The 11,664-nt window shown below is 70.9% G+C and carries 10 protein-coding genes and 1 pseudogene; 2 read left to right on the top strand and 9 right to left on the bottom strand.

Features of this window, described 5'->3' with window-relative positions:
* The 3 genes from AB0M87_RS05970 to AB0M87_RS05960 are packed head-to-tail and all read right to left on the bottom strand — an operon-like array spanning position 1 to position 4,498.
* Positions 1 to 942: a hydroxymethylglutaryl-CoA lyase gene (locus AB0M87_RS05970; RefSeq protein ID WP_365850469.1), complete on the bottom strand. Its 942-nt coding sequence runs from the start codon at positions 940 to 942 to the stop codon at positions 1 to 3.
* The gene (locus AB0M87_RS05965; RefSeq protein ID WP_365850468.1) at positions 939 to 2,885 is read right to left on the bottom strand and encodes an acetyl/propionyl/methylcrotonyl-CoA carboxylase subunit alpha; all 1,947 of its coding nucleotides are present in this window, start codon (positions 2,883 to 2,885) and stop codon (positions 939 to 941) included. Before AB0M87_RS05965 ends, AB0M87_RS05970 begins: the two co-directional genes overlap by 4 nt.
* Positions 2,886 to 2,890: 5 nt before the next feature.
* Positions 2,891 to 4,498 carry a carboxyl transferase domain-containing protein gene (locus tag AB0M87_RS05960; RefSeq protein WP_365850467.1) on the bottom strand — a complete coding sequence of 536 codons (1,608 nt, stop codon included), beginning with the start codon at positions 4,496 to 4,498 and terminating at the stop codon, positions 2,891 to 2,893.
* Positions 4,499 to 4,637: 139 nt separating this feature from the next.
* Between AB0M87_RS05960 and AB0M87_RS05955 the strand changes: the two genes are divergently transcribed.
* Together AB0M87_RS05955 and AB0M87_RS05950 are read left to right on the top strand one after the other, a co-directional pair.
* Complete coding sequence (locus AB0M87_RS05955) at positions 4,638 to 5,252, top strand: TetR/AcrR family transcriptional regulator (protein WP_365850465.1); 615 nt, start codon at positions 4,638 to 4,640, stop codon at positions 5,250 to 5,252.
* A 32-nt stretch (positions 5,253 to 5,284) separates the two neighbouring features.
* Positions 5,285 to 6,064 (top strand): phosphatase, encoded by a 780-nt coding sequence (locus tag AB0M87_RS05950; protein WP_365850464.1) that lies wholly within the window; start codon positions 5,285 to 5,287, stop codon positions 6,062 to 6,064.
* Between the two features lie 69 nt (positions 6,065 to 6,133).
* Here the strand turns inward: AB0M87_RS05950 and AB0M87_RS05945 are convergent.
* From AB0M87_RS05945 to AB0M87_RS05920, 6 genes and pseudogenes are all read right to left on the bottom strand, one after another.
* Positions 6,134 to 6,557: pseudogene (locus AB0M87_RS05945) on the bottom strand (GNAT family N-acetyltransferase).
* A gap of 135 nt (positions 6,558 to 6,692) precedes the next feature.
* Complete coding sequence (locus AB0M87_RS05940) at positions 6,693 to 7,589, bottom strand: acyl-CoA thioesterase II (protein ID WP_365850462.1); 897 nt, start codon at positions 7,587 to 7,589, stop codon at positions 6,693 to 6,695.
* 15 nt (positions 7,590 to 7,604) lie between these two features.
* Positions 7,605 to 8,762, bottom strand: coding sequence for an acyl-CoA dehydrogenase family protein (locus AB0M87_RS05935; RefSeq protein WP_365850460.1), 1,158 nt, complete (start codon positions 8,760 to 8,762; stop codon positions 7,605 to 7,607).
* A gap of 205 nt (positions 8,763 to 8,967) precedes the next feature.
* Positions 8,968 to 9,684, bottom strand: coding sequence for a GntR family transcriptional regulator (locus AB0M87_RS05930; protein WP_365850458.1), 717 nt, complete (start codon positions 9,682 to 9,684; stop codon positions 8,968 to 8,970).
* A 36-nt stretch (positions 9,685 to 9,720) separates the two neighbouring features.
* A complete protein-coding gene (locus AB0M87_RS05925) occupies positions 9,721 to 10,530 on the bottom strand; it encodes a decarboxylase (RefSeq protein ID WP_365850456.1) in 810 nt (269 codons plus the stop codon).
* Positions 10,527 to 11,495: a decarboxylase gene (locus AB0M87_RS05920; RefSeq protein WP_365850455.1), complete on the bottom strand. Its 969-nt coding sequence runs from the start codon at positions 11,493 to 11,495 to the stop codon at positions 10,527 to 10,529. Before AB0M87_RS05920 ends, AB0M87_RS05925 begins: the two co-directional genes overlap by 4 nt.
* Positions 11,496 to 11,664: the final 169 nt, after the last annotated feature.

Genomic DNA, 11,664 nt, shown 5'->3' with positions numbered 1-11,664 from the left:
TCACTGCTCCTGGTGGGAGAGGGCGCGTACGGTGCGGGAAGGGCTGGGTCGGCCCAGTTGTCCGGCCATCCACACGCTGGTGGCGGTGAGGCGGCCGAGGTCGACGCCGGTTTCGACGCCGAGGCCTTCGAGCATCCACACGAGGTCTTCGGTGGCGAGGTTTCCGGTGGCGGACTTCGCGTACGGGCAGCCGCCCAGGCCGCCGGCCGACGCGTCCACCGTGGTCACCCCGTGCTGCAGGGCGGCGAGGGTGTTGGAGAGGGCCTGGCCGTAGGTGTCGTGGAAGTGGACGCCGATCGACTCCGTACCGACGCCTGCCGCGTTGAGGCCGGTGAGGAGGGCCAGCACATGCCCGGGGGTGGCCACCCCGATGGTGTCGCCGAGGCTCAGCTCGTCGCAGCCCAGGTCCAGCAGCCGCTTGGCGACCGTCACCACCCGGTCGACCGGGACCGGCCCCTCCCAGGGGTCGCCGAAGCACATCGAGAGGTAGCCCCGGACGTGCATGCCGGCCGTCCGGGCGGTCGCGACGACCGGCTCGAACATGGCGAGCGACTCGTCGACGGTCCGGTTGAGATTGGCCTTGGCGAAGGACTCGGTCGCCGAGCCGAACACCGCGATCCGGCGGGCGCCGAGATCACGGGCGCGCTCCAGGCCCCGTGCGTTGGGCACGAGCACCGGCAGGTCGACGCCCCCGATGCCGCCGAGCTGCGGGAACAACACCTCGGCGTCGGCCAGTTGGGGCACCCACTTGGGGTGCACGAAGCTGGTCGCCTCGATGGTGGTCAGGCCCGCCTCGGCGAGGCGGTGGATGAACTCCGCCTTCACCTCGGTCGGTACGACCGTCTGTTCGTTCTGCAGTCCGTCCCGGGCGCCGACCTCGTGGATGCGGATCCGGGGCGGCAACCCCTGCGCCGGTACGGACATCGGGAGCCCGGGGGTCATACGGCATCCTCCTGAGGAGTGACCACGGCCAGCACCTGGTCCATGGCGACGGTGGTGCCCGGCTGCACGTCCAGTTCGCTGACGACGCCCGCGTGCGGGGCGGTGATCAGGTGTTCCATCTTCATCGCCTCGACCACCAGCAGCCCCTGCCCGGCGATCACCTCGTCACCGGTGGCGACCTTCACCACGGTGACCGTCCCGGGCATCGGCGCGGTGAGCGATCCGGCGCCGCCGCGCCCGGCCGCCGCGTCCAGCGTGGCCTCCACCGGATCGTGGTCCTGGACGTGCCAGGCGTCCCCGTCCCTGCCCAGCCAGTTCCCGGCCCGGTGGAAGGTGTGCACGGTTCCCTCGACGGTGACCGACACGGTGTGCGGTCCGACCCGGCCCGCGCCCTCGGCGCGCACCGGCTCGTGCCCGGGGACCCGCAGCCAGTGGGCGAGCGGTACGTGGGTGCCGCCCAGCCGCCAGCCGCTCGGTACCGAGAACGGGTCGGTCCAGGCCCCGGGCCCGGCAGGTCGTGGGGCCCGCTCCGCGCGGCGTACCGCGGCCGCCGCCGTGTACACCTCCGGCGGGACGGTGTCGTCGATCAGGCCGTCCGCCTCACGCTCGACCAGGCCGGTGTCCAGGTCGCCCGCCACCACCGCCGGGTGGGCGAGCAGCCGGCGCAGGAAGCCGGCGTTGGTCGGGACGCCCAGGGTGACCGTGTCCGCCAGCGCCGCCCGGAGCTTGCGCAGCGCGGTCGCCCGGTCGGGCCCATAGGCGATGACCTTCGACAGCATCGGGTCGTAGCGGCTGCCGACCTCGGCGCCCTCGCTGAGGCCCGAGTCGGTGCGCACTCCCTGACTTTGCGGCTCGCGCAGCGACAGCACGGTGCCGCCCGACGGCAGAAAGCCCCGGGCCGGGTCCTCGGCGCAGACGCGCGCCTCGACGGCATGGCCGGTGAGGGTGATGTCCTTCTGGCTGTACGGGAGTTGCTCGCCGGCCGCGACGCGGAGCTGCCACTCGACGAGGTCGATGCCGGTGATCAGCTCGGTCACCGGGTGCTCGACCTGGAGACGGGTGTTCATCTCCATGAAGTAGTACGAGGAGGGGTCGTTGCCCGGGACGATGAACTCCACCGTGCCCGCCCCCGTGTAACCGCAACTGCGGGCCGCCTGCACCGCGGCCTCGCCCATCGCCGTACGGGTCGCCTCGTCCAGCAGGACGGACGGCGCCTCCTCGATGATCTTCTGGTGGCGGCGCTGCAGCGAACATTCGCGCTCGCCCAGATGCACCACATTGCCGTGGCCGTCCGCCAGCACCTGGATCTCGATGTGGCGCGGCCGGTCGATCCACCGCTCGATCAGGAGCGTGTCGTCACCGAAGGACGAGCGGGCCTCGCGCCGGGCCGACGCGATCTCGTCCAGCAGCCGCGACTCGTCCCGGACCAGGTGCATGCCCTTGCCGCCCCCGCCGGCGGACGGCTTGATCAGCACCGGCATCCCGATGTCCTGTGCGGCTGCGGCGAGTTCGGCGTCGGTGAGTCCGCTCCCCGAGGAGCCGGGGACCACCGGGACGCCCGCCGCCCGCACCGTCGCCTTGGCGCGGATCTTGTCGCCCATCAGCGAGATCGCGGAGGCGGGAGGGCCGATGAAGACCAGTCCGGCGTCCGCGCAGGCCTGCGCGAAGCCGGCGTTCTCGGCCAGGAAGCCGTATCCCGGGTGTACCGCTTGCGCGCCGCTGCCTGCGGCCGCGGCCAACAGCCTCTCCACCGACAGATAGCTCTCGGCGGCGGACGCGGGGCCGATACGGACGGCGGTGTCCGCCTCCCGCACGTGCCGGGCGTCCGCGTCCGCGTCGCTGAACACGGCCACCGAGCGGATGCCCAGCTCCCGCAGCGTACGGATGACCCGGACGGCGATCTCGCCCCGGTTGGCGATCAGAACGCTGTCGAACATTTCCATCCTCATCACATCCGGAAGACGCCGTAGCCGGGCTCGCCCAGCGGGGCGTTGGCACAGGCGGTCAGGGCGAGACCGACGACCTGGCGGGTCTCCAGCGGGTCGATGACACCGTCGTCCCAGAGCCGGGCCGTCGCGTAGTAGGCGTTCCCCTGCTGGTCGTACTGGGCGCGGATCGGGTCCTTGAAGGCCTCTTCCTCCTCGGCGCTCCAGTCGTCGCCCAGCTGGTCCCGCTTGACGGTGGCCAGCACGGACGCGGCCTGCTCGCCGCCCATCACCGAGATCTTCGCGTTCGGCCACATCCACAGGAAGCGCGGCGAATAGGCGCGCCCGCACATCGAGTAGTTGCCCGCGCCGTACGACCCGCCGACCACCACCGTCAGTTTCGGGACCCGGGCGCAGGCCACCGCGGTCACCATCTTGGCGCCGTGCTTGGCGATGCCGCCCGCCTCGTAACTCCGGCCGACCATGAAGCCGGAGATGTTCTGCAGGAAGAGCAGCGGAATGCCGCGCTGGTCGCACAGCTCGATGAAGTGCGCGCCCTTCTGCGCGGACTCGGAGAAGAGGATGCCGTTGTTGGCGATGATCCCGACCGGATGGCCGTGGATCCGTGCGAAGCCGGTGACCAGCGTCGTCCCGAACTCCGACTTGAACTCGGCGAACCGGGAGCCGTCGGTGATCCGGGCGATCACCTCACGCACGTCGTAGGGCGTACGGGAATCGACCGGTACCGCGCCGTACAGACCCGCCGGGTCGGCCTTCGGCTCCTCCACCGGTTCCACGGTCCAGGGGAGCGGGCCGCGCTCCGGCAGGGTGGACACGATGGTCCGGACGATCCGGAGCGCGTGCGCGTCGTCCTCGGCGAGATGGTCGGTGACCCCGGAGACCCGGGAGTGCACCTCCCCGCCGCCCAGCTCCTCGGCCGTCACGACCTCACCGGTGGCCGCCTTCACCAGCGGCGGCCCGCCCAGGAAGATGGTGCCCTGGTTGCGGACGATCACTGCCTCGTCGCTCATCGCCGGGACGTACGCGCCGCCCGCCGTGCAGGAGCCGAGCACTGCGGCGATCTGCGGGATGCCCGCGCCGGACATCCGGGCCTGGTTGTAGAAGATCCGCCCGAAATGCTCGCGGTCCGGGAAGACCTCGTCCTGCAGGGGCAGGAAGGCGCCGCCGGAGTCCACCAGATACAGGCAGGGGAGGCGGTTCTCCAGGGCCACCTCCTGCGCCCGCAGGTGCTTCTTCACGGTCATCGGGTAGTACGTGCCGCCCTTGACCGTGGCGTCATTGGCGACCACCATCACCTCGCGGCCGCTGACCCGGCCGATGCCGGCGATCACCCCCGCCGCCGGGGCCGCCCCGCCGTACATCCCCTCGGCCGCCAGCGGTGCCAGTTCCAGGAACGGGGACCCGGGGTCGAGCAGGGTGTCGACCCGGTCCCTGGGCAACAGCTTTCCGCGCGCCGTGTGGCGGGCGCGGGACTTCTCGCCGCCGCCCAGCCGGGCGGCGGCCAGTCGGCCCCGCAGCTCGGCGGCGAGCGTCTCGTGCGCCGCCTCGTTGGCCTGCCAGGCCTCGGACGCGGGATCAGCCGCGCTCGCCAGCACCGGTGCCTGCTGCATCCGTCGGGCCCCCTTGCTCGGTGTCGTACTTGCTCGGTGTCGTTCGCGTTCGGTGGTCGTTCGGTTTCCGGACGTTAGTGACCGTTAACATGGTGCGGTCAGGTTAACGCTCGCTAACCCCGCTGTCTAGAATGGACCCATGAGCACCAGGACGGACGCCCCGACGCGGCGCGAGCAGATCCTCAAGGAGGCTGCGCGCCTCTTCGCCGAGCGCGGCTTCCACGGCGTCGGCGTCGACGAGATAGGTGCCGCCGTGGGCATCAGCGGCCCCGGTCTCTACCGTCACTTCGCGGGCAAGGACGCGATGCTCGCCGAACTGCTCGTCGGGATCAGCGAGCGGCTGCTGGACGGCGGCAGGCTGCGCGCCGCGCAGGCCGCCGGCGGACCCGAGACGGTGCTCGGCTCGCTCATCGACGGCCACATCGACTTCGCGCTCGACGACCGCCCGCTCATCACCGTGCACGATCGGGAGCTCGACCGGCTGCGCGACAGTGACCGCAAGGCGGTCCGCAGGCTCCAGCGGCAGTACGTCGAGCTGTGGGTCACCGTCGTCCGGGAGCTTCACCCGCACACCCCCGAACCGGAGGCCCGGGCCGCCGTGCACGCCGTCTTCGGGCTGCTGAACTCCACCCCGCACCTGGGCACCGGCGGCCTCCCGGGCCGGGCCGTCACCGAGGCCCTGCTGCGCCGTCTCGCCCACGGGGCCTTCGAAGCACTGGCGCGGACGCCGGAGGCAGCCGGGCTTCCCGACTGACGCGACCGACGGCTGACGGCACAATGGGGCTCATGCCGATACCCAGCCGCGCCGATCTCGTCGACCACCTCGTCCGTACGCGCATCGCGGGAGACGTCGCCACGCCCCGCGACAACAACCTCTCCCACTACCGCAAGCTCTCCAACGGCGACCGCCACTTCTGGCTCGGCCTGGAACTCGGTGACCGCTGGGCGGACGAGCAGGACGTGCTCGCGGTGATGGCCGAACGCTGCGGGGTGAGCGACGACCCCGAGCACCGCTACGGGCAGGACACCATCGACCCGGAGCTGACGGTCGACGCGCTGGAACGGATGGCGGCCCGGCTGCGCAAGGCCGCGGCGGGCAAGCAGCGGGTGCTCCTGGCGACCGGGCACCCGGGCGGGCTGCTGGACGTACACCGCGCCACAGCGGACGCGCTGCGCACCGCGGGCTGCGAGATCGTACGGATCCCGGGCGGCCTGGCCTCCGACGAGGGCATGGTCTACCAGTTCGCGGACGTCGCGGTGCTCGAACGCGGCGCCACGCTCTGGCACACCCACTCGCCCGTGCCGATGACGAGCATCCTCGACGGCCTGGAGCGCGAAGGGCGCCCGCTGCCCGATCTGGTCGTCGCCGACCACGGCTGGGCCGGCTGCGCGGGCCAGCGCGGCATCGACTCCGTCGGCTATGCCGACTCCAATGACCCGGCGCTCTTCCTCGGCGAGACCGAAGGCACCATGCAGGTCACCGTCCCGCTCGACGACCACGTCACCGACCCGCGCTTCTACGACCCGATGACGGCGTACCTGCTGGACGCGGCGGGGCTGGTCTGACGGCAACCGAGGCGGTTTCGGCCCCAGCGGCCCGTAGGCTTGTCCGCCCTCGGCTCGCACCCTGATGGGTCACAGGACCCGGCGCATGCAGATCCGTGGCCAGCGGTCCAGACCGTGAGCGGCTTCCCGCAGGCGGATGTCGCGCAGACCGGGTGAGCTCGTGCTCCTCCAGGCGCCGGAAGCCGCAGCGTGCGTAGTAAGGGGCGTTCCACGGCGCGTGGGTGAAGGTCGTCAGGGTCAGGGCGGGCATTCCGTCGGACAGGGCTCCGGCTGCGAGGTGGTCCAGCAGCAACCGGCCCACCCGGCGGCGGGCGTGGTTGGGGTGGACCGATACCTGTTCGACGTGGAGACTCCCGTCGACGGGCTCGGCGACGAGGTAGGCCACCGGTCTGTCGGGGCCGTCCACTGCCACCCAGGCCAGTCCGGCCCGCTGGTAGCGGGAGAGTTCGTCGAGGGGGAGCGGGTCATCGTCGGCGATCTCCGGCATACCGATGCCCCGGAAGCATTCACCGGCTGCCCTTTCGACGTCCTGGAGGAGGGGGAAGTTCGGCCGTGACCCGTCAAGCCGTTTCCCCGGACGACCGTGGCTCGACCGGGCGCCCGGGGCGGCCGGTCGAGCCACGGTTGATCAACGCGGAACCCGGACGACGCCCTCCTGGATCACGGTGACCGCGAGGTGCCCGTCCCGGGTGTAGATGCGGGCCTGGCCGAGGCCGCGTCCGCCCGACGCGGAGGGGGACTCCTGGTCGTAGAGGAGCCATTCGTCGGCCCGGAAGGGGCGGTGGAACCACATCGCGTGGTCGAGGCTGGCGCCGACCACGTCCCCGGTGGCCCAGCCACCGCGGCCGTGCGCCAACAGGACCGAGTCGAGCAGGGTCATGTCGGAGACGTAGGTGGCGAGGCAGACGTGCAGCATCGGCTGGTCGATCTCGCCGTCCAGCTTGCCGCTGGTGCGGAACCAGACCTGCGAGCGCGGTTCGCGCGGGGTGCCGACGCTGGCGTACGGCGGGTCGTCGACGTAACGCAGATCGACCGCCGCGCGGGCCTCGAGCAGCCGGTCCACCACGCTCGGGTCCAGGAAGCGGTCCGCGTGGCGGGGCAGCATCTCGGCGGCGGTGGGGAGTGTCTCGGGGTCGGGAGCCTGCGGCATGGGCGCCTGGTGTTCCAGGCCCTCCTCGTACGTCTGGAAGGACGCCGAGAGATGGAAGATCGGCTGACCGTGCTGCACGGCGACCACCCGGCGGGTGGTGAAGGAACGGCCGTCGCGGATGCGGTCGACCGTGTACACGATCGGCGCGCCGGGGTCGCCGGGGCGCAGGAAGTACGAGTGGAGCGAATTGGCCGACCTGTCGGCGGGCACCGTACGGCCCGCGGCGACCAGGGCCTGGGCGGCAACCTGGCCGCCGAAGACGCGAGGTACGACGGCGGAACGGCTCAGGCCGCGGAAGATGTCCTGCTCGATCTGCTCCAGGTCGAGCAGATCGAGCAGGGATGCGAGTGCTGAGTTCGAGTGAGGGAGAGGCATGAAAGGCGTCGGCCCTTACAGACCCATGTTCTTGGCGATGATCATCTTCATGACCTCGCTGGTGCCGCCGTAGATGCGGTTCACCCGGTTGTCCGCGTAGAGGCGGGCGATCGGGTACTCGTTCATGTAGCCGTAACCGCCGTGCAGCTGCAGGCACTTGTCGATGACGCGGTGCGCGACCTCGGTGCAGAAGAGCTTCGCGGACGCGGCCTCGGCGGCGGACAGCTCACCCAGGTCGTGGGCCTCCAGCGCGCGGTCACAGACCGCTTCGGCGGCGTCGACCTCGGCCTGGCAGGCAGCCAGCTCGAACTTCGTGTTCTGGAAGGACGCGACGGACTTGCCGAAGACGGTGCGGTCCTGGACGTACTCCTTGGCGAACCGGATGGCCGCCGAGGCCTGGGCGTACGCGCCGACCGCGATGCCGAGACGTTCCTGCGGCAGGTTCTGGCCCAGGTAGGAGAAGCCCTTGTGCTCCTCGCCGAGCAGGTCCTCGACCGGGACCTTGACGTCGGTGAAGGAGAGCTCGGCGGTGTCCGAGGTCTTCAGGCCGAGCTTGTCGAGCTTGCGGCCGACCGCATAGCCCTCGGACTTGGTGTCGACGACGAGCAGGGATATGCCGTGGCGGCGGTCCTCGGCGGTCGGGGCGGCGGTGCGGGCGCAGACGATGACGCGGTCGGCGTGCACGCCGCCGGTGATGAAGGTCTTGGCGCCGTTGAGCACGTAGTGCGTGCCGTCTTCGGAGAGCTTGGCGGTGGTCTTCATGCCGGCCAGGTCCGAACCGGTGCCCGGCTCGGTCATGGCGATGGCGTACATCGTCGCGCCCGAGACGAAGTCCGGCAGCCAGCGCTTCTTCTGCTCGTCGGTGGCGTAGGCCTTCAGGTAGGGCAGGCAGAGCGCGACGTGCACGCCGGAGCCGCCGAAGGAGACGCCGGCGCGTGCGCACTCCTCGGAGATGATCGCCTGGAACTTGAAGGACTCCTCGCCGGCGCCGCCGAATTCCTCCGGCACCTCGATCCCGAAGATGCCCAGCTCACCGAGGGTGTAGTAGAACTCGCGAGGGGCCTGGCCGGCCGCCAGCCACTCCTCGTACACGGGGACGACCTCGGCCTCGATGAAGGCGCGGATGGTGTCCCGGAACGCCTCGTGATCCTCGTTGTAAACGGTACGGCGCACGGAAGATCCCTCGCTTGGGTGAATACGGCACTAAGCGCTTGCTCAGTCAAAGTTACCGGCTGGTCTCGTGCACTGTCCAGAGTGACTCTGAGCACTGCCGGATCGCGGACGCCGGGGAGGGGCGCGAAACAGCGGCGCCGGGTCGCCCCTACGGAGGGGAGACCCGGCGCGGGAGTGCGGAGCGGGCGGTACCGGGCGGGCAAGGTCAGGCCGAGCGGTCGCCCGCTGCCGCCACCTCCGGCGGTTCGCCGAGTCGGGGGCCGTCGCCGCCGGTCAGGCGGCGGACGGCGTCCTGCATGTGCTCGTCCATCAGCACCAGCAGCCGCTTCTCGTCACCGGCCCGCAGCGCCTCGATGATCGCGGCGTGCTCGTCGACCATGTCCACCGGGGTGGGGTACTTGTCCGCCAGGGCGGACATGCACATCCGGGTCTCGACGAAGAGGGTCTCTGCCATGCGCTTGAGCCGGAGGCTGCCGGACTCCTCGACGAGGACCTGGTGCAGTGCCATGTCCGCGGCACTGAGGGCTGCCGGGTCCCGGCGCCCGGCCGCGGTGGCCATGGAGCGGTGCACGGCGGCCAGGCGGTCGGCGCTGCGCTGGGGGGACTGCTGGAGGATCAGACGGCAGGCGGCGGACTCGATGGCGGTCCGGGCGAGGTAGATGTCCCGCACATCGTCCTCGTCCAGGGTGGTGACGAACACCCCGCGGTGTGGCTCGCTGCGGGCGATGCCCTGCTGCACCAAGCGCTGCAGGGCCTCGCGCAGCGGACCGCGGCTGACGCCGAGCTGGCCGGCCAGCTCGGCCTCACCGAGCTGCCTGCCCGGCGCGAGGGTGCCGTCCATGATTGCTTCGGTGAGTCGGGAGGCGATGATGATCGCGGCCGGTTCGAGTTTGACCGGTCGCAGACTTCTCGGTTTCGCCATGAGTTCGTTCCTCCGTCAAGGGCCGTCCCCGGCAGGTCACGCGGGAGCGGAAAGGTTCGTGCGTCGGGAATTCGTGCGTCGGGAATTCGTGCGTGCGGCATCCGTGCAGTGGGAATCCGTGCAGCGGAAAAGGGAACCAAGTCCGTCGCGCGGCCGGGTGTCGCCTGCCAGGCGGAGACCTTCCCATGCGCTGACCTGGTTTGCCGTCAGTACCGGCTTGCCGAGAGCTTCCTCCAGTTCGTCGAGCCAGGCGGCGGTGTGCAGCGCGGTGTCCGGGAGCAGTACGGCTCCGGCGTCCGGGTGGTCGTCGGAGCGGGCCAGCTCCAGCACCTGCTGCCGCCCGAGGGTGCCCACCTCCGCGGCGGTGATGATGCCGCGGCCGGACGCCTGCGTCACTTCGAGCCCCGCCGCCTGCAGGAAGCGTACGAAGTAGTCCGCCACGTCCTCAGGGTAGGTGGCTCCGATCGCGACCCGCTGAACGCCCAGCGCCTGGGCCGCATGGGCGAAGGCGAAGGACGTGCTGGACGCGGGGAGGCCGCCGGCGGCCTCGGAGAGCTCCTCGACCTGGCGGCGGGCGCCGTCCCATCCGTAGATGAAGCTGGCGCTGGTGCACGCCCACACCACGGCGTCGAGGTCGTGTTCCTTGAGCCGGATCAGTCCGTCGGCCAGCCGGTGGACGGCGCCCATCTCCAGCAGGGCGTCCACCCGGTGGGCGTCCTCGCCCATGTCCGTGTGGACCAGAGGCAACCGGGCGCCGTGGCCGATCTTGCGCTCCAGCAGCGGGTAATCGTCCTCCGCGGAGTACCCGGGGTAGAGAAATCCCACCGTTGTGCTCCGGTCGGTCATACGATCAGCGCCCTCTCGACGGCAGAAGTGTAAGTGCCGGTGAAGGCGGCACCCGGCGGATCCGGGCCGGGCACGACCCCGCCGGGCGGTGTGTACCCCGACGGCGGTGGCACGTCGATGCCGGCCGGCGGCAGCGACGGCGGAAGGTTGAGGACGGACTGCGGCAAGGGCTGCGGGACGTCCAGGACGGGCTGCGGCACCGTGTGCGGAGGCTCGGGGAGCGGGGCGGGCAACGGGAGGTCGAGGAGCGACTGACCCGGGCCTGTCGCCTGCAGGCCGATGTGGCGCAGGGCGGCCCACATGGTCACCTGGTTCGCCGACAGCACCGGGATGCCCAGCTTCTGTTCCAGCAGGGCGAGGGTGTCGTAACTGTGCAGGTTGGTGCAGCTGATGAAGACCGCCTCCGCGTCGGGCGTCACCGACCGGGTCACCATGTCGATGAGGTCCTGGTAGGGGACCTTCCAGATGTCCCGGGTGAGGCCGAGGTACTCGATACCGACCGCCCGCACTCCCTCTTCGGCGAGGTAGTCGGTGAGGCTCTCGGTGACCGATGCGGTGTAGGGGGTCACCACCGACACGCGGCCGGCGCCGAGCAGCGACAGCGCTTCGATCAACGCCCCGGACGTGGTGACGGCGGCCGGGGCGCCGCTGCTGCGCATCGCCTCACACATGGCGCGTTCGCCGGCCACGCCGTTGACGAAACTTCCCGAGGTGCACGCATAGGCGACGACGCCCGGGCGGACCGCGGTCAGCGCTCGTACCTGCAGTTCCAGTGTCTCGTGTTCGCTGACCATGCGGGCCAGGTCCAGGCTGACCTCCACCGGGACGAACGGGGTGCGGGTCAGGTGGACGGTCACGCCGTCGGGGGTCCATCGCCAGAGCTCTCGGTCGAGAGCGAAGTCGAACGGTGCCACGATTCCGACGCCCTGCTGCTGGTGGGGTCCACCGAGCTGCACGTTGGGCATGTATGCCCCGCATTCATGGGGACTGGGTGCTGAATGATCAGTACCGGAACAGTAGATTGTTGACAATGCTATGAACCGCTGCCTAGCGTGTCAATCCCCTACTGGAGCTGCGCTCCGGCGCAGCTCGGGCAAGCTTTCCGCTGACGCGGACGAACCGTCGGCAGCAGCG

Origin of the sequence: Streptomyces sp. NPDC051320 (genome assembly GCF_040682175.1) — a bacterium.
GTDB lineage: Bacteria > Actinomycetota > Actinomycetes > Streptomycetales > Streptomycetaceae > Streptomyces.
Note: the sequence above shows the minus strand (reverse complement) of the source record. Positions and strands in the feature narration are given on the sequence as shown.

Coding starts and splice junctions, on each gene's coding strand:
- AB0M87_RS05970 (WP_365850469.1), bottom strand. CDS start 942: ATGACCCCCGGGCTCCCGATGTCCGTACCGGCGCAGGGGTTGCCGCCC.
- AB0M87_RS05965 (WP_365850468.1), bottom strand. CDS start 2,885: ATGGAAATGTTCGACAGCGTTCTGATCGCCAACCGGGGCGAGATCGCC.
- AB0M87_RS05960 (WP_365850467.1), bottom strand. CDS start 4,498: ATGCAGCAGGCACCGGTGCTGGCGAGCGCGGCTGATCCCGCGTCCGAG.
- AB0M87_RS05955 (WP_365850465.1), top strand. CDS start 4,638: ATGAGCACCAGGACGGACGCCCCGACGCGGCGCGAGCAGATCCTCAAG.
- AB0M87_RS05950 (WP_365850464.1), top strand. CDS start 5,285: ATGCCGATACCCAGCCGCGCCGATCTCGTCGACCACCTCGTCCGTACG.
- AB0M87_RS05940 (WP_365850462.1), bottom strand. CDS start 7,589: ATGCCTCTCCCTCACTCGAACTCAGCACTCGCATCCCTGCTCGATCTG.
- AB0M87_RS05930 (WP_365850458.1), bottom strand. CDS start 9,684: ATGGCGAAACCGAGAAGTCTGCGACCGGTCAAACTCGAACCGGCCGCG.
- AB0M87_RS05925 (WP_365850456.1), bottom strand. CDS start 10,530: ATGACCGACCGGAGCACAACGGTGGGATTTCTCTACCCCGGGTACTCC.
- AB0M87_RS05920 (WP_365850455.1), bottom strand. CDS start 11,495: ATGCCCAACGTGCAGCTCGGTGGACCCCACCAGCAGCAGGGCGTCGGA.